This is a genomic window from Streptomyces pathocidini (genome assembly GCF_001418495.1).
In the GTDB taxonomy this organism is placed as follows: Bacteria; Actinomycetota; Actinomycetes; order Streptomycetales; family Streptomycetaceae; genus Streptomyces; species Streptomyces pathocidini.
Genome location: NZ_LIQY01000035.1, coordinates 1 through 16,686 on the forward strand (window position 1 = coordinate 1; position 16,686 = coordinate 16,686).

Sequence of the window (16,686 nt, forward strand, 5' to 3'; positions counted from 1 at the left end):
CGACCGGCGCGGGCCCGCGCGGGGCGCTGGTCGCCGGCTCGGTCGGCAACCTCATCGAGTGGTACGAGTTCGGCGTCTACGGCTACTTCGCCACCATCATCGCCGCCACCTTCTTCACCCCCGACGGCGGCGGCGACGCCGAGGCACTCATCAAGACGTACGCGTCCTTCGCACTCGCCTTCTTCTTCCGGCCGATCGGCGCCGCGCTGTTCGGCCGCGTGGGCGACCGGATCGGCCGCCGTCCCACCCTCATCCTCGTCATCCTGCTGATGACCGCCGCAACCACGCTCATCGGCCTGCTGCCCTCCTACGCCACGCTCGGCGCGGCCGCGCCCTGGCTGCTGACACTGCTGCGAGCCGTCCAAGGGCTTTCCGCGGGTGGGGAGTTCGGGGGAGCGGTGTCCATCATGGCCGAGTTCGCCCCGGCGGGGCGGCGCGGGCTGTACGGGGCGTGGCAGTCCTTCACCGTCGCGCTCGGGCTGCTCACCGGCGCGGGCACGGCCGCCCTGCTGGCCACCGTGCTCAGCGAGGAGCAACTCGGCGCGTGGGGCTGGCGGGTGCCGTTCCTGCTGACGCTGCCGATGGGGCTGGCCGCCCTGTGGCTGCGGCTGCGGCTGGCGGAGACACCGGCCTTCCGGGAGATAGAACGGGTGACCGAAAGTGCCCCCGCTGCCGTCGCTGCCCCCGCTTCCTTCTCTGCCGACCCTGCCGACCCTGCCGACTCTGCCGTCGGCGACGGCGCGGCCTCGCCCCGTACCGCGGATGTCGTGAAGGCGATCCTCCTCGGTGCCGGGCGGATCATGGGATGGGCCGCGGCGGGCTACACCTTCCTCGTCGTGATGCCCTCCTACCTCCAGACCACCCTCAACGCCACCTTCCAACAGGCCCTGGTCGCCACGGTCCTGGCCAACCTGGGCTTTGCCGCGTCCATCATCCCGGCGGGCCTGCTCAGCGACCGCCTCGGCAGGCGCGCGGTGATGACCTCCGGCGCGGTGCTGGTGGCGGTCCTGGCGTTCCCGCTGCTCAACCTGTTGCAGGACCCGGGCGCCTCGACCCCCGCCAAGGGCCTGTCGGTGTTCGCGGCGGGCGCCGTCGTCGGCCTGATGGCGGGGCCAGGGCCGGCGATGCTCGCCGAGATGTTCCCCACCCGCGCCCGCTACACCGGACTCGGCCTGGCGTACGCGCTGTCCAACGCCGTCTTCTCCGGCTGCGCGGGCCTCATCATCACCGAACTGATCGAGGACACCGGCAATGTGGACATCCCCGCGTACTACGCCGTCGTGACCTGTGCTCTGAGCGTTCCGGCACTGCTGACCCTGCGCGGCGACGACCACCGCCGCGCGCTCCGGAACTAAGCGGAACTAAGCGGGCCTGACCGGAACTGACCGGAACTGAACTGAACGGCGAGGGAGGGCCTGTGCGCATGCGCGTGATCGGTCTGATGTCGGGCACGTCGTACGACGCGGTGGACGCCGCCGCGGCCGACCTGGCCATCGAGGGGGACAGCCTCGTCCTGACCCCGCTCGGCCTGGTCAGCGAGGCGTACGACGACGAACTGCGCGCAGCGCTGGCGGCCGCGCTGCCGCCGGCCCCGACCACGCTGCGGGAGGTGTGCGCGCTCGACACCCGCATCGGCCAGGCCTTCGCGGCGGTCGCCGCCCGCGCCGACCGTGAACTGTGCGGTGGCCTGGCCGAGTTGGTGGTCTCCCACGGGCAGACCGTCTACCACTGGACCGAGAACGGCCGGGTCCACGGCACGCTCCAGATCGGGCAGCCCGCGTGGATCGCCGAGGAGCTCGGCCGCCCGGTCGTCTCCGACCTGCGCCCCCGCGACGTGGCCGCCGGGGGCCAGGGGGCGCCACTGGTGAGCCTCGTGGACGCGCTGTGGCTGCGCGGGCGGCCAGGCGTTCCGGTAGCCCTGAACCTGGGCGGCATCGCCAACATCACGGTCGCTCCCGGCGCCGCGGACGCCGGCAACCGGGCCGACGCCTCGGCCGATGCCCAGCCCGCCGAGAGCGGCATCGCCGACATCACGGTCGCTTCCGCCACCGCGGAGGCCGATGACCGGACCAACGCCCCAGCCGGTGCCCGGCCCACCGGGGGAAGCCCCATCGCCTCGCCCGCCGACGGCGAACCAGCCGAGCCGGTCGTCGTCGGGGCGTCCGGTGCCCCGCCCGCCGACGGAGCATCGGCCGACCCGCCGGCCGACCCCCTCGCCTTCGACACCGGCCCCGCCAACGCCCTGCTCGACGCCGCTGTCCAGGACCTGACGGGCGGCGGCAGCGCGTACGACGTGGACGGCGCCCTCGCCGCCCGCGGCCGGGTCGACGCCGCACTCCTCGAACACCTGCTGGACGACCCGTACTACGCGAAGCCCCCGCCGAAGACCACGGGCAAGGAGCAGTTCCACCTCCCGTACCTCCGCGCCGCCCTCGCCGGGCGCGGGGACCTCCGCCCCGAGGACGTGATCGAGAGCCTCACGCTCCTCACGGCCCGTACGGTCGCCGACGCGGCCCGCTCGGTCGGTGCCACCGAGGTCATCGCCTCCGGCGGCGGCACCCGCAACCCGACCTTGATGGCCTTGCTGCGCAAGGAACTCGACGGCGTCCCGGTCCGCACCTCGGACGAACTCGGCCTGCCCTCCGCCGCCAAGGAGGCCTACGCCTTCGCCGTCCTCGGCTACCTCACCCTCCACGGCCTCCCGGCCACCCTCCCGACCTGCACGGGCGCCCGCCACCCCAGCGTTCTCGGCTCGATCACCCCGGGCCGCGCGGGCCTGCGGCTGCCACCGGCGCCGGAACGGGCGCCGGTGCGGCTGGAGATCGCGGCGGGCGGCGGCTACTCGGGCACGGGCTACTCGGTCACCGAGAGGCGGAAGTAGATCTGCTCCTGCGGATCGCCCTCGTCGTCGAGCATGATCCGCTGGTGGTGCTGGAGGCCGAACTCCTCCTGCGCCGGGCCGTCGATGAGGTCCAGCAGCGCCCGCCGGGTGCCGACGCTCCAGTGCCCCGCCTGGATGACGTCGTCATCGGTGTCCAGCAGGGCGTTGACCGCGCTCGCCACCGTCTGCTGGATCACGGGGTTGAGGAAGACCGCCGACGCGGCGGGGAAGGCGACCGCCCCCACCAGGCCGATGCTCGCCACGACCCCCTGGATCTCGGCGCGCAGCGCGTTGGGGTCGCCGAAGTCGTGCTCGAAGCCGACCACGTTCAGCGTGAACGGGGTGGGCCGGGTCCAGAACACGGCCTGCTGCTCCGTGATGGTCTCGCCGGCGTCCACGTTCTCGTACGCGACCCGGTTGGTGGGCAGGACCGTGAACCACGTCGAGTCGTTGAAGTGGTTCTCCGGGCGTGAGGGGCGCTGCAGCGGGGAGGCCTCCACCGTGAAGTAGACCTCGTCCGAGGCGCCTTCGTCGAAGCTGGAGTCCTCTCCGAAGCAGTGGAACCCCACGCAGTCGATGCGGATGCCCTGCATGGCCCGGACGCCGTTCTCGGTCTGCCACACGCTGCCGTCGTCGAAGTCGACGTAGCGCAGATCCGTGCCCTGCTCGACGCGCTCGTCGTCCACGGGCAGGCCGAAGGGCCCGGTGGCCCCGCCGCGCTCACGCCACTTGTCGCGGATGGCAGTGCCCATGAAGTGGACGCCGAACTCCTCGTGGAAGTAGATCGAGCCGTCCCTGAAGTCGTTGAAGAACGCCGTACTCCCCGGAACCCGCTTCTTTCCGGTCAGCGGCATGCCCAGGGCCTTCGCCCCGCCGAGGTCGTCGTACTTGCCGTAGATGGGGGCGGGCACCTCGTGGATGCTCTTCTCGGGGAACTCGGGGCTCGCGTATCCGGAGTGGAAGATGGCGCTGTCGCGGCCCTGGAACTCCTGCCAGAACAACTCGCGCCCGGCGAAGGTGTTCCACCGCACCGGTCCGGCCGGCGACCCGAAGCCCACCGCCTGGGCGTGCTGGGCGATCTCCCGGGCGATCGGACCCGTGTCGAAGATCAGGCCGGCCGGGGGTTTGCTGTCCCACGCCTTGCGGTCCACCTCGCCACCGGAGGCGTCGATGAGCAGCGCCTCGTCACCGGAGTTGTTCCACACGGCGTTCGCCATGCCCCAGAAGAGGTGGTGCGGGTCGTCCGTCCCCGTGCCGGTGTGGACGCTGATGTCGTCGTCCGGGTTGAGGACGACGTGCGGGAACCGGAAGGTGTACGGGAATTCGGCGTGGGTGCGGGTGTCCTTGAGCACCCAGCCGGTCAGATCGACGTCGGAGTCGCCGTCGTTGTGCAGCTGGACGACCTCGGAGGTGGGGTCCGTGCCGATGCCGGGGTCGACCAGGATCTTGCGGATCGTGACGTCCTGCTGAGCCATGGTGTCCTCCCGAAGGTCAGGTCAGAAGCCCGGAGAGCCGGGTGCCGTAGGACGGCGGCAGGTTGACCTGCGTCCTGAGCGACTCCAGGAAGTCCGGGTGGAGGGCGGCGGTGAGCGCGTCCAGCTCCAAGGCGTCGGAGACGTCCTCCTCCGCGACCTCGCCCGCCGCGTCGATCACGGGGCCGCTGGGGGTGCGCGCCGCGGAGTGAGGGAGGGGGAGCCGGTGGCGGAGCTCACTGCCCGTGGACTGGATCTCGTCGAGCGCGAGGTTCCAGCGGGGAGTGGAGCCGATGGGGCCTCCGAGCGCTGTCCCGGCGTCCCGCTCCCGGGCGGCCCGGGCCGGCAGCGTCGCCAGAGCGGCGGTGAGGCGGTCGGCGGCATCGGCGAGCGTGAGGCCGGCGACGACGGGGTCGGCGGAAGCCTGGCGCAGCTGCACCGCGCGGTCCTGGGGCGCCTGCTTGGCGAGGAACTCCAGGTCGCCCGGGTCGGGCGTCAGTGCCTCCATGAGCCGGGTGGTGCCGTAGCGGGGCACCCCGTCGACAGCCACCAGCGTGATGTCCACATCGCGGGCCCCGACCAGCGCGCCGTACGGGTCGCCCGCGGCGCCCGCGACGGCGATCAGGTCGGCGCGCTTCCCCGGTTCCAGGGAGCCCAGTACGCGGTCCCAGCGCAGGATCCGCGCCGCGTCCCGGGTGGCCATGACGACCAGCTCCCGATCGGAGAGGACGGGACCGCCGCGGGTGGGGTCGCGCTCCGCGGCCAGGTCGGCGGCGAGCCGCGCGGCCTTGAGCTCTCCGAGCAGCCCCTTGCTGCCCGACACCGACCAGTCCGAGCCCAGCCCGATGAGCAGGCCCGCCGCCTTCGCGGCCGCGATGTCCGCCGTGCCGCCGTACAGCAGCAGATTGGACAGCGGCGACCACACCATGGAACCGCCGTGCCCGGCCAGCACGCCGAAGTCCTCGGCGGTCAGCGCGGCGCAGTGGATGCCCACCAGGTTGTCGGTGATCGCCCAGCGCCCCGGCTCGAATTCGAGGGCCAGGAAGTGCTTGCGGGCGCGGGCGTCGACGCCCTCGGCCAGGTGCAGGAAGAGCCGGTTGGGCCCCTGCAGACGGGCCAGGAACCGCCGCGCGTCGGCCGCCTCCACGTCGGCGATGCGGGACTTGGCCTCCGGCAGCGCCGGATCGTCGGTGGCCTCGATGTTGCGGACGACGCCCCGGTACATGCGGCGGGAACCGGCGTTGCTGAACAGGGCGATCCCCTGGGACGTGGTGGTCCCGTTGACCAGCGCCTTCGCCTCGACATACCGCACCACCGCGGGCATCGCCTCCGGGTCCCTGCCGAGCACCTGCATCGGGCCCGTCACCAGGCGGCCGTAGTCCGGGTTCGAGCTGCCGCCCCACTGCGAGCGGTTGGTGAACCTCCGCGGCACCTGCCACAACTCGAGCACGTCGTACGCCAGATGGTTGTGCAGCTCGATGAGGCCCGGATAGAGCGTCCCACCGGACTCGGCCGGCACCACGTCCTCGTAACCCTCGGGCGGTGCCGCGATCGCGGGGAGTACGGCGTCGATGACTCCCCGATCGATATAGAGGACGCCGTCCTCTAGAACCGAGTCGCGGGCGTTCATCGTCACGACGCGGCCGCGTAGCGCGAATCTCGGGCCGTCCAGGGTGTCTATCGGAGGCATGAGAGCCCTTCCGCCGGTGCGGAGCCCCTCCGCCGGTGCGGACCCCCACCGAGTACCCGGCTCTTCCGGGCCAAACGCCCGCCGGCGTTACCATGCGAAGAGAGGGGGGAATTCCCGGTATTTCCCTTCCAAGAGAGCCGAGTTCCTCATGTGGGATTCCGTGCGCGACAGTTTCCCCGCCTTCTCCACACGCCTGGAGGGCAGAGTCGACCACATGTATCTCGATTCGCTGGGACTGGTCACCATCGGCATCGGATGCAAGATCGATCCGCTGGGGGACGCGCTCGCCCTCGTCGGCTCGTCCTCGCCGCCGCTCCGCAACGGCACCAACACCGCCGCGACCGACGCCGAGGTCAAGGACGAGTGGAACCGCGTCAAGACCGCGAGCGGGGCAGCGCAGTTGCACCTCAGCGGAGCCGGGATCGACAACCTGCTGACCTCCCGGCTGAAGAGCAACGAGACCGCGCTGACCACGTTCTTCCCCGGATTCCCCGACTGGCCCGCGGACGCCCAGATGGGACTGCTCAGCATGGCCTGGGGGCTGGGGGTCAACGGCTTGCGGCCACCCAAGTTCCCCAACTTCCGTACGGCCGTCGCGGGGCGCAACTGGTTTGCCGCGGCCAGGGACTGCAACATGGCGGGATCGGGACTGGTGAAGAGGAACGCGGTCGACCGCGGGCTGTTCCGCAATGCCGCGGTCTCCGCCGAGCCACCGGCCAGCGACCCGAAGACCCTTTTCCTTCCCATTCCCGGAAACCGCCCGCAACTGAGCCTCGGGGACCAGGACTTCGGCAGCGCCGACAACGTTGGGGTCCTCCAGCGGATGTTCCGGCCCGGCCGCCTCGATCTGCTGACCCCCGGCTCCTTCATCCAGGGGTTCTTCGACCACGAGACGGAGGACGCGGTGAAGGCCTTTCAACAGGGCGAGAACAACCTCCCCAACTCCGGCGGCTTCCCGGTGACCGCAGTGGTCGCCGAACTCACCTGGGCGTCGCTCGGCGAACACGCACCCCAGGCCTGACACCGGGAAGACCCGATGCCGCGCCCCATCACCACCGGACTCGACGGCTCCACCGAGAGCCGGGCCGCCGCCGAGTGGGCGGCGCGGGAGGCGACACTGCGCCGCCTCCCGCTGCACCTCGTCCACGCCTGGGCCATGGAGGCCCCCACGGCGCGCACCGCCATGGAGCCCGAGGTCCGCAGGCACTGGGCGCTGCGCATCCTCCGCGAAGCGGAGGCGGACCTCTCGGCGCGCCACCCGGACCTCTCGATCTCCGCCGAGCAGGTGCACGAGCCCCCCGTCGCCGCCCTTCTGGAGCGCGGCGAGCGAGCCGAGGCGCTCGTGCTCGGCTCGCGCGGGCACGGGGCCGTGACCGGCTTCCTCCTCGGCTCCGTCGGGCTGCGGGTGCTGAGCCGGGCCGCCTGCCCGGTCGTCCTGGTGCGCAAGGAGAGCCTGCGGGAGCCGGACCGGGCCGGGGACGAGGTCGTGGTGGGGGTGCAGGCCACCGGCGAACCGGCGGGCGCCCTCCTCGACTTCGCGTTCACCGCGGCCGCGGCCCGGCGCCTGCCGCTGCGCGCGGTACGGGCCTGGCGCCTGCCGCCGCTCTTCGCCCACAGCCCGGAGGCCCTGCGGCAGATGGACGAGGACGGCGGCATCGAGGCCCACGAGCGCAGGGCCCTGGCCGAGACCCTCCGGCCGTTGCGGGAGAAGTTCCCCGACGTGCCGGTGGTCGAGCACGTGGAACTCGGCAGCGCCACCGAGGTCCTGCTGACGGCCGCCACCCGCGCCCGCCTCCTGGCCGTCGGCCGCCGCACGGAGCACCCCGCCCTCGCCACCCGCCTCGGCCACGTCGCGTACGCGGTCCTCCACCACGCCCACTGCCCCATCGCGGTCGTGCCCCATGACTAGCGGCGGCCGGGCGGAAGGCGGCCGGGCGGAAGAACGTGTACGGCTCGCCCGGAAGCCGTACGAGCGCGAGCTGTTCCGGCTCCAGACCGAACTCGTCAAGCTCCAGGAGTGGATTCGCGCCGAGGGCGCCCGCCTCGTCGTGGTCTTCGAGGGCCGCGACGCCGCCGGCAAGGGCGGCACGATCAAGCGCGTCACCGAACACCTCAATCCGCGCGTCGCCCGCATCGCCGCCCTGCCGGTGCCCACCGAGCGCGAACGGACGCAGTGGTACTTCCAGCGGTACGTCGAACACCTCCCTGCCGCGGGCGAGATCGTGCTGTTCGACCGCAGCTGGTACAACCGCGCCGGCGTGGAGCGCGTCATGGGCTTCTGCACCGACGAGGAGTACGACCGCTTCCTGCGCCAGTGCCCGCAGTACGAGCGGATGCTGGTCGAGGACGGGATCCTGCTGCGCAAGTACTGGTTCTCGGTGAGCGACGCCGAGCAGGAGCGGCGGTTCCGCAAGCGGCTCGGCGACCCCACCAAGCGCTGGAAGCTCTCGGCCATGGACCTGGAGTCCATCAGCCGGTGGGAGGCGTACTCCCGTGCCAAGGACGCGATGTTCGCGCACACCGACATCCCGGAGGCGCCCTGGTACGTCGTCGAGAGCGACGACAAGCGCGCCGCCCGCGTCAACATGATCGCCCACCTGCTGTCGACCGTGCCGTACGGGGAGGTCGGACCGGCGGAGCTGACCCTGCCGCCCCGCCCGGAGTCCACCGGCTACCAGCGCCCGCCGAAGGACCTCCAGACGTACGTGCCGGACCACGCCGCCACGCTCGGCCACATCTAGCCGGACCACCCCAGCCCCTCCGGCCGGTCATGGTGCACGCCACCGGTGCCGTGCACCAACGCCCCTCTCATCGCCGGCACATGACCTGGTCTCGGTTTGGCCGCAAGACCACCCCCAAGGGTTGACGCGGCCGTGCCGAGGGCCCATCTTGAACGATCAAATCGCCGCAACGGGCAGCGCGCGAAGGGACGTTCGCCGCCGCCCGGACAACAGCCGCGTGAACGGTAGGAGGAACAGGGTGAGTTCGTCGCAGATGAGCCGCGGGGAGTGCGGCACAGAGCCCGGCCTCCGGGCCCACGCAGACCCCAGGGTGCGCAGGCGGGGTGTTCCCGCCCCGGCGCGCACCTGGGCCGTCGCGGCCTCGGCCGCACTGCTCGCCACGGCGCTCGCCGGCTGCGGCTCCGACTCCGAGCAGGAGCCGTCGGCGGGCAGCCCCGCCGAGTTCAAGGGCCGCGGCCCCATCACCCTGGCCACCGGCAAGGACACCACCCGCACCATTCAGGGCCAGCTCGACCGGTGGAACAAGTCCCACCCCGACGAGAAGGTCACCCTCGTCGAACTGCCCGAGAGCGCCGACCAGCAGCGCCAGCAGTTCATCCAGAACGCCCAGACCAGGTCCGACGCCTACACGGTCCTCAACCTCGACCCCATCTGGGTCGCCGAGTTCGCCGCCAACCAGTGGGTGGACCAGCTCCCCGCCGACAAGTTCCCGCTCGACAAGATGCTCCCGGCCGTCGTCAAGACCGGCCAGTACTTCAACAAGCAGTACGCCATCCCGTACAACACCAACGCCGGGCTGCTCTTCTACCGCGAGGACCTGCTGGACAAGGCCGGCGCGAAGCCGCCCACCACCTGGAAGGAGATGAAGGAGACCTGCGCGAAGGTCGCCGAACTTCCCGAGGGCAAGGGCGTCGACTGCTACGCGGGCCAGTTCGACAAGTACGAGGGCCTGACCGTCAACTTCTCCGAGGCCGTCGCCTCGGCCGGCGGCACCGTCGTGGACGCCCGCGGCAAGGCAACCGTCGACACCCCGGCCGCCAAACAGGGCCTGCGGTTCCTCGCCGAGGGATTCAAGGACGGCACCTTCCCCAAGGAGTCCTCCACCTTCCAGGAGGAGGACGGCCGCCGCGCCTTCCAGTCCGGCAAGCTCGTCTTCCACCGCCAGTGGCCCTACCAGTGGGCCCTGGCGGGCGCCAAGGACGGCTCCAGCAAGGTCGCCGGCAAGTTCGGCGTCGCCCCGCTGCCGGGCCTCGAGGGCCCCGGCACCTCCTCCCTCGGCGGACTCGACCTGGCCGTCAGCAAGTTCGCCAAGAACAAGGCCACGGCGCTGGACTTCATCAAGTTCTTCTCCAACGAGGCCAACGCCCGCACCAACCTGAAGGCCAGCTCGGCCGCCCCGCCCTACACCGACCTCTACGACGACCCCGAACTCCGCAAGCAGTTCCCCTACCTGGACACGCTCAAGACCTCGCTGACCAACGCCACCCCGCGCCCCGCCGTCGTCCAGTACGGGGACGCCACCGCGGCCATCCAGGAGAGCGCCGCCGCCGCGCTGAACGGGTCCACGTCCGTGGACGCCGCGCTGGCCGAGATGCAGCGGAACCTCTCCGCCGCGATCGCAGAGAAGTAAGCGGCGGCACCCGCCCGTGACCGCCCTCACCTCGGCGGCGCCGCAGCCCGACGCCGCGCCCCGGCCCGCGCGCACCTTGCGCCGGGCCGGGACCGGCCGGCTGGCCGCCGCGCTCCTCTCGCCGACGCTGCTCGTCCTCGGCCTGGTCGCCGCCTACCCCGTGCTGGCGGCCTTCCGGCTCTCCTTCCAGGTCTCCAGCGAGTCCATCGACCCGCAGACCGGGTTCAAGGTGACCACCACCTCGTACGGCCTGGACAACTACGCGGCCGTCTTCACCGGGGAGCGTTTCCTGCGACCCTGGTGGAACACCACCTCCTTCGCGCTCGTCTCGGTCGCCATCGAGGTACTGATCGGCGTGGCCATGGCATTGGTGATGCACCGGGCCTTCCGCGGACGAGGGCTGGTGCGCGCCGCGATCCTCGTCCCCTGGGCCATCCCGACGGCCATCTCCGGCCTCCTCTGGAAATGGATCTTCAACAGCCAGGGCGTCGCCAACGAACTGCTCGGCGCCAAGGTGCTGTGGAGCAGCGAGGGCTTCCAGGCCTGGCTGTCCGTGGTCATCGCCGACACCTGGAAGACCGCCCCCTTCATCGGGCTCCTCGTCCTCGCCGGGCTCCAGATCATCCCCGGTGAGCTGTACGAGGCGGCGCGGGTCGACGGCGCCTCGCCCTGGCGCGCGTTCTGGCGCATCACCCTGCCGCTGGTCCGCCCGGCCCTCGTGGTCGCCGTGCTCTTCCGGCTGCTCGACGTCCTGCGCATGTTCGACCTGCCCTACGTGCTGGTGGGCCCGCGCAAACACTCCGTCGAGACGCTGTCGATGATCGCCTTCCAGGAGATGACCAACCTGCGGTTCGGCACCGCCGCCGCCTACGCGACCGTGCTGTTCCTCTACATCGCAGCCGTGTCCTTCGCCTTCGTCAAGCTGTTCGGCGCCGACCTGATCGGCCGGGGCACCGGGAGGCCGGAATGAGCACAACCACCCCTGCGGAAGCGGGAGTTCACGGCGCGGCCGACCCCGTACGCGCCGCCCGGCGCCGCCGATGGAGCGGCTCGGCGTTGGCCCGGCGCGCCGGCATCGGCGTCATCGTCCTCTACTGCCTCGCGCCCTTCTTCTGGATGGTGGTCTCCAGCCTCCGCCGACCCACCGACCAGTTCTCCAACGCCCCGCTCCCGGCGCCGATCTCCTTCGACAACTACGCCGCGGCCTTCGACGCGCGCAACGGCTTCGCCCGCGCCCTGGCCAACAGCCTGGTCGTCGCCGGGACGACCACGGTCATCACGCTGATCGTGGCGATCAGCGCCGGATACGCGCTGGCGCGGCTGCAGTTCCGCGGCAAAACCCTGATCCTCACGCTCGTCATTGCCGCGTCGATGTTCCCGCCGATCACCCTCGTCGTACCGCTGCTCGAACTCTTCACGGACGCGGGCTGGATCAACACCTACCAGGCGATGATCGTGCCCAGCATGAGCTTCGCCCTGCCACTGGCCGTGTGGAACCTCACCGCGTTCTTCCGACAGATGCCCGCCGAGCTGGAGAAGGCCGCCCAGGTGGACGGCTGCACGCCCGCCCAGGCCTTCCGCAAGGTCGTCCTCCCGCTCGCCGCGCCAGGCGTGTTCACCACGGCGATCCTCGTCTTCATCTGCGCCTGGAACGAGTTCCTCATCGCGGTGAGCGTGGTCAACGACCGCGGCATGATGACCGCCAACGTGATCGTTTCGCTGTTCACCGGGCAGTACAAGTACGACCAGCCCTTCGGTACGCAGATGGCGGCCGGGGTCGTGGTGACGCTGCCGCTGGTGCTCGCCGTGCTCTTCTTCCAGCGCAGGATCGTCGACGGACTCACCGCAGGAGGACTGAAGTAAGTGCCCGCACCCTCGCGCCGTACCCCCTCCGGACCTTCCGCCGCGGCCCCGGCCCTTGCCCCGGACGAGTGGGTGCTCACCACCGACGACCCGGTGCATGACTACCACCCCACGTTCACCGGCAACGGCTGTGCGGGGGCGCGGGTTCCGGCGGCCGGCAACGGGTACGCCGAGGCGCCCGTGCCCACCCAGTTCCACGTCGCCGGCTTCTACACCGGCCGAGAGGGGGAGTGGTCGCGCAAGGCGGGCCTGCCGGCCTGGTCGACGCTGGACGTGGGGGAGGGGAGCGCCACGTTCAACGCGGCGTTCGCGCCGGAGACTCCGCCCGGCACCTCCGGCGAGGAGGCCGGTGGGAACCCGGTGGGCGGCGACTGGGCACCGGTCGGAAACCCGCTCCCCACCGCGGCCCGGGGCATCACCGGCTACCGGCAGTCCCTGGACCTGCGCACCGGAGCCGTCACCACCGCCGCCCGCTGGACCTCACCGGCCGGGCGCGTCACCGACGTACGGTACGAGCTGCTCATCGACCGCTCCCGCCCGCACGTTGCGGCCGTGACGGTGACCGTAACTCCCCACTGGAACGGCCCACTTGAGGTCACCGACGCGCTGGACACCCGGGCGGCGACACGGGTGCGGAACACGCGGACCGGCGGGTCCGGTGGCCTGATCTGGCTGACGACACAGGCCCAGGGGAGCGCGATCCCGGCGGCGCTGGTGTCCGTGCTCCGAGGTCCGGCGGGGGAGTGGGCAGTGGCTTCCGGCACCCGTTCCCTGACGGTCGAGGCAGCGGCCGGCGCGTCGTACACCTTCACCAAATACGTAGGCATCGCGACGGGCCACGACGGGGACGATCCGCTGTCCTTGGCACGCGAGGCGGCGGAAGACGCCGCCCGCGCCGGATACGCGGCCCTCTCGGCCGACAACCGCCGCGCCTGGGACCGGGAGTGGGAGGGCGACATCGCCGTGCGCGGCGACGCCCGCCTCCAACGGCAGGTGCGGGCCGCCAAGTTCTACCTCCTCACCAGCGTCCGCGCGGGCCTTCCCTGGTCGCCGTCCCCGGCCGGGCTCTCCAGCGACGGCTACAACGGACACGTCTTCTGGGACACCGAGACCTGGATCTGGCCAAGCCTGCTCGCCCAGTACCCCGACATCGCCGAGAGCGTCCTCGACTACCGGGTCGACCGCCTGGACGCCGCCCGCGCGTACGCCGAGGCGGGCGGTCACCGGGGCGCCCGCTTCCCCTGGGAGAGCGCCCTCGACGGCGCCGAGGACACCCCCGCGTGGGCCCCCTGCGGCACCTACGAGCAGCACATCAGCGCCGATGTCGCTCTGGCCTTCTGGCAGTTCTGGCTCGCGAGCGGGGACGAGCGGTGGCTGCGCGAGAAGGGCTGGCCCGTGCTGCGCGGGATCGCCGACTTCTGGGCGAGCCGGGCCGAGACCGGCGAGGACGGCCGCCACCACATCAACGGCGTGATCCCGCCGGACGAGTACGCGGCCCCGCACGACGACTCCGTCTACACCAACGTGGCCGCCCGCGCGGTGCTCCGGTTCGCCGCGGAGGCGGCGGCGGTTCTCGGGAAGACGCCGGACCCGGAGTGGGAGCGGGTGGCGGACGGCCTGGTGGTCCCCTTCGACGAAACCCGGGGAATCCACCCGGAGTTCGCGGGCTACGAGGGGGAGAAGATCAAGCAGGCCGACGTCGTCATGCTGGCCTATCCCTGGGAGCACCCGCAGCCGGCGGAGGTGACACGGGTCGACCTGGCGTACTACGGCTCGCGTACCGATGAGAACGGTCCGTCGATGACGGACTCGGTCCACTCCATCGTTCACGCCCAACTGGGCGACGCGAAGACGGCGTTCGAGCACACCCGCCGCAGCGTCGAGCCGTTCGTACGGCCCCCGTTCGACCAGTTCGCGGAGGACCGCAACGGAGGGGCGTTCACCTTCCTGACGGGACACGGCGGCTTCCTGCAGGAATTCCTCTACGGCTACTCGGGCCTGCGGTGGCGTGCGGACCGCGTGGTGCTGTCCCCGATCCTCCCGGAGGAGCTGACGGGCATCACCCTCCACGCCATGCGCTGGCGCGGCCGCGTCTTCGACATCGACATCGCGCGGGAGGTGACCACGGTCCGGTTGAGGCAGGGAGCGGCGCTTCCCGTCGAGGTCTCCGGCAGCATGTACGCCGTGGTGCCCGACGGAAAGGCGACCTTCCCCACGCCGAGAGCCTGGCCGCACCGCTAACCGGCCGCACTGCTGACGCGGACGATCAGCTCCGGTTCCAGTAGGCGGCTGGAGACGGCCACCCCGCCGGAGGCGATGCAGTGGAAGAGGCCGGCCATGACCAAACCGCCCACCGCTTCGATCGGTTGGCGCAGGCTGGACAGGCCGATGGCGTCCGCCGCGGGGGTGTCGTCGAAACCGACCAGGGCGACGTCGCGTCCCGGCCGCAGCCCGTGGTCTCGCACGGCCTGGAACGCCCCCACCCCCAGGGTGTCCGTCGCCGCGACGACCGCCGTCGGCGGCTCCGGCCGGTCCAGCAGCTCCGTCATGAGGCGGGTTCCGCTCGACACGGTGTCGGGCCCCCGTACGTCGAGCCGGTGGCTTGCCGCGAGCAGGCCGTGGCTGTCCATCGCCGCCAGCCACCCCCGGGCCCGCGCGTCCCCGACGCTCGACCCCTCGGGCCACCCGAGGAACCCGATCCGCCGGTGCCCGGCCCCCACCAGGTGCTCGACGGCGGCCGCCGTCCCCGCCGCGTTGTCGACGTCGACCCAGCTGTACCGGTCGGCCCTCGACGCCGTACGCCCGAAGGCCGCGAACGGCACGCCCGCGGCGGCCAGTTGGGCCGGCCTGGGATCGTGCGGCGCCAGGTCGTACAGCACGACCCCGCTCACCGCGCCCGTACGCCACAGGTGCGCGCAGCGCTCGCTCTCGCCCTGGATGTCCGGCGCCGTGAACAGCAGCACGTGATGGTCGCCCGCCTCGCCCGCCTCGGACAGCGCGTGCAGGAAGCGGTCGTGGATGCCGGCCACCGACTCGGTGGCCACCGGCTGGATGCGGTACCCCACCATCCCGGGCGAACTGGCCCGCAGCGAACGCGCCACCCGGTTCGGGTGGTACCCGAGTTCGGCGATGACCCGCTCGACCCGCTCACGGGTCCCCGGCCGTACGCGGTGGGGCGCGTTGAGGACGTTGGACACGGTCTGGCGGGACACCCCAGCCGCCCCGGCGACGTCCGAGATCGTGGCGGAGCCCCCCGGAGCGGGGCGCCCCCGCCCGGATGTGAGTGCCACGCCACGTCCCCCGATGCTCGTGCCGACGACGGCCCGGCACGGTGACGGCGCCCGCGGCCAGGCGGAAGCCCGACGTCCGGGTGACGGGATTTTATCGTTCAACCAGAGCCTGTCGATCCCTCCGGCACCGCGCGCAAAAGCAGCAGGGCGATGTCGTCGGTGCGGGGGCCCGTGGCGTGGGTGCGGGCGATCAGGGTGTCCGCGAGCTGCTCCACCGGCAGGTTCCCGGAGTGCGCCAACTCGTCGGACAGGCCCGCCAGTGCCTCGTCCAGGTCGACACCCGGGGTCTCGATCAGGCCGTCGGTGTAGAGGGCGATCGTGGTGCCCGGCGGCATCGGGAACTCGGTCTGCGGATAGGCGCTGTCCGCCTCGATCCCCAGCAGCAGCCCACCGGGCGCGGACAGCGCGCGGACCGTCCCGTCGGGGGAGCGGACCAGCGGGTACGGGTGCCCCGCGCTGGCCAGGCGCGCCACGTGGTTGTACGGATCCAGGCGCAGGCAGGCGCAGCTGGCGAAGAGCCCCGAATCGAGGTCCGCCAGCAGGCGGTTGGTCCCGGCCAGCACCTCGCCGGGACTCGCGTCGGCCGTCGCGTAGGCGTGCACGGCGGTCCGGATCTGGCCCATGAGGGCCGCCGCGGTGACGTTGTGGCCCTGCACGTCGCCGATGACCGCGGCCGCGCTGTCCCGGCGCAGCCGTACGAGGTCGTAGAAGTCGCCGCCGATGTCCATGCCCTCCGTGCCGGGCAGGTACCGCGCGGCGGTCGCCAGGCCCGGCACGGCAGGGAGGGCGTGCGGCAGCAGGCCGTCCTGCAGCCCGCGGGCCAGCGCCAGCTTCTTGTCGTACAGCCGGGCCCGGTCCAGGGCCTGGGCGATCAGTCCGCCGAGCGAGGTCAGGACGGCGCGCTCGGTGGTGGTGAAGCGGTGGCGCTCGGCATAGCCGAGGACGCACGTGCCGATGGGGCGGCCGGAGGCGATCAGCGGCAGGAACGCCCACGACGCCATGCCGTCGTGGATGCCCGCGCGGTGCGGGAAGGCGCGGTCCAGCTCCTCCGCCGACTCGAAGAACCACGGCCGGCCCGCGGCCATCGCCCGCGCGCCGGGCGTGAAGGACAGGGTCGGG

13 protein-coding genes are annotated in these 16,686 nt (G+C 72.0%); 9 read left to right on the forward strand and 4 right to left on the reverse strand.

Annotated features, from left to right (window positions below; genetic code table 11):
• Window positions 1-26 precede the first annotated feature (26 nt).
• Window positions 27-1,355 carry an MFS transporter gene (locus AOK16_RS02380; RefSeq protein ID WP_079100982.1) on the forward strand — a complete coding sequence of 443 codons (1,329 nt, stop codon included), beginning with the start codon at window positions 27-29 and terminating at the stop codon, window positions 1,353-1,355.
• Window positions 1,356-1,423: 68 nt separating this feature from the next.
• Window positions 1,424-2,881: an anhydro-N-acetylmuramic acid kinase gene (locus tag AOK16_RS02385; RefSeq protein ID WP_055470531.1), complete on the forward strand. Its 1,458-nt coding sequence runs from the start codon at window positions 1,424-1,426 to the stop codon at window positions 2,879-2,881.
• Here AOK16_RS02385 and AOK16_RS02390 read toward each other — a convergent pair.
• Window positions 2,854-4,356, reverse strand: coding sequence for a lamin tail domain-containing protein (locus tag AOK16_RS02390; RefSeq protein WP_055470532.1), 1,503 nt, complete (start codon window positions 4,354-4,356; stop codon window positions 2,854-2,856). The two genes, AOK16_RS02385 and AOK16_RS02390, sit on opposite strands and share 28 nt — an antisense overlap.
• A gap of 16 nt (window positions 4,357-4,372) precedes the next feature.
• Window positions 4,373-6,043 carry an amidohydrolase family protein gene (locus tag AOK16_RS02395; RefSeq protein WP_055470533.1) on the reverse strand — a complete coding sequence of 557 codons (1,671 nt, stop codon included), beginning with the start codon at window positions 6,041-6,043 and terminating at the stop codon, window positions 4,373-4,375.
• 214 nt (window positions 6,044-6,257) lie between these two features.
• On the opposite strand from AOK16_RS02395, the gene AOK16_RS02400 reads away from it, so the two are divergent.
• The 7 genes from AOK16_RS02400 (at window position 6,258) to AOK16_RS02430 (ending at window position 14,518) form a co-directional block, all read left to right on the forward strand.
• Window positions 6,258-7,064 carry a peptidoglycan-binding protein gene (locus AOK16_RS02400; RefSeq protein WP_157859074.1) on the forward strand — a complete coding sequence of 269 codons (807 nt, stop codon included), beginning with the start codon at window positions 6,258-6,260 and terminating at the stop codon, window positions 7,062-7,064.
• Between the two features lie 15 nt (window positions 7,065-7,079).
• Window positions 7,080-7,952: a universal stress protein gene (locus AOK16_RS02405; RefSeq protein ID WP_055470535.1), complete on the forward strand. Its 873-nt coding sequence runs from the start codon at window positions 7,080-7,082 to the stop codon at window positions 7,950-7,952.
• Window positions 7,945-8,784 (forward strand): polyphosphate kinase 2, encoded by an 840-nt coding sequence (gene ppk2 / locus AOK16_RS02410; protein ID WP_055470536.1) that lies wholly within the window; start codon window positions 7,945-7,947, stop codon window positions 8,782-8,784. Before AOK16_RS02405 ends, ppk2 begins: the two co-directional genes overlap by 8 nt.
• A gap of 238 nt (window positions 8,785-9,022) precedes the next feature.
• Window positions 9,023-10,414: an ABC transporter substrate-binding protein gene (locus AOK16_RS02415; protein ID WP_240483324.1), complete on the forward strand. Its 1,392-nt coding sequence runs from the start codon at window positions 9,023-9,025 to the stop codon at window positions 10,412-10,414.
• Between the two features lie 16 nt (window positions 10,415-10,430).
• Window positions 10,431-11,384, forward strand: coding sequence for a carbohydrate ABC transporter permease (locus tag AOK16_RS02420; RefSeq protein WP_205627615.1), 954 nt, complete (start codon window positions 10,431-10,433; stop codon window positions 11,382-11,384).
• Window positions 11,381-12,277, forward strand: a complete 897-nt coding sequence (locus AOK16_RS02425) for a carbohydrate ABC transporter permease (protein ID WP_055470537.1) — start codon at window positions 11,381-11,383, stop codon at window positions 12,275-12,277. The genes AOK16_RS02420 and AOK16_RS02425 overlap by 4 nt, the downstream gene beginning before the upstream one ends.
• Window positions 12,278-14,518 carry a glycosyl hydrolase family 65 domain-containing protein gene (locus tag AOK16_RS02430; RefSeq protein WP_055470538.1) on the forward strand — a complete coding sequence of 747 codons (2,241 nt, stop codon included), beginning with the start codon at window positions 12,278-12,280 and terminating at the stop codon, window positions 14,516-14,518.
• On the opposite strand, the gene AOK16_RS02435 is transcribed toward AOK16_RS02430, so the two are convergent.
• Together AOK16_RS02435 and AOK16_RS02440 are read right to left on the reverse strand one after the other, a co-directional pair.
• Window positions 14,515-15,567: a LacI family DNA-binding transcriptional regulator gene (locus tag AOK16_RS02435; RefSeq protein WP_079100979.1), complete on the reverse strand. Its 1,053-nt coding sequence runs from the start codon at window positions 15,565-15,567 to the stop codon at window positions 14,515-14,517. The genes AOK16_RS02430 and AOK16_RS02435 overlap by 4 nt on opposite strands.
• 98 nt (window positions 15,568-15,665) lie before the next feature.
• Window positions 15,666-16,686: GAF domain-containing SpoIIE family protein phosphatase (locus AOK16_RS02440; RefSeq protein ID WP_157859075.1), on the reverse strand; the 1,021-nt coding region annotated here is incomplete at its 5' end.

Excerpts from the sequence above, each read along its gene's own strand:
- AOK16_RS02385 (WP_055470531.1), top strand. The coding sequence starts at position 1,424 with ATGCGCGTGATCGGTCTGATGTCGGGCACGTCGTACGACGCGGTGGAC.
- AOK16_RS02390 (WP_055470532.1), bottom strand. The coding sequence starts at position 4,356 with ATGGCTCAGCAGGACGTCACGATCCGCAAGATCCTGGTCGACCCCGGC.
- AOK16_RS02395 (WP_055470533.1), bottom strand. The coding sequence starts at position 6,043 with ATGCCTCCGATAGACACCCTGGACGGCCCGAGATTCGCGCTACGCGGC.
- AOK16_RS02400 (WP_157859074.1), top strand. The coding sequence starts at position 6,258 with ATGTATCTCGATTCGCTGGGACTGGTCACCATCGGCATCGGATGCAAG.
- AOK16_RS02405 (WP_055470535.1), top strand. The coding sequence starts at position 7,080 with ATGCCGCGCCCCATCACCACCGGACTCGACGGCTCCACCGAGAGCCGG.
- ppk2 (WP_055470536.1), top strand. The coding sequence starts at position 7,945 with ATGACTAGCGGCGGCCGGGCGGAAGGCGGCCGGGCGGAAGAACGTGTA.
- AOK16_RS02425 (WP_055470537.1), top strand. The coding sequence starts at position 11,381 with ATGAGCACAACCACCCCTGCGGAAGCGGGAGTTCACGGCGCGGCCGAC.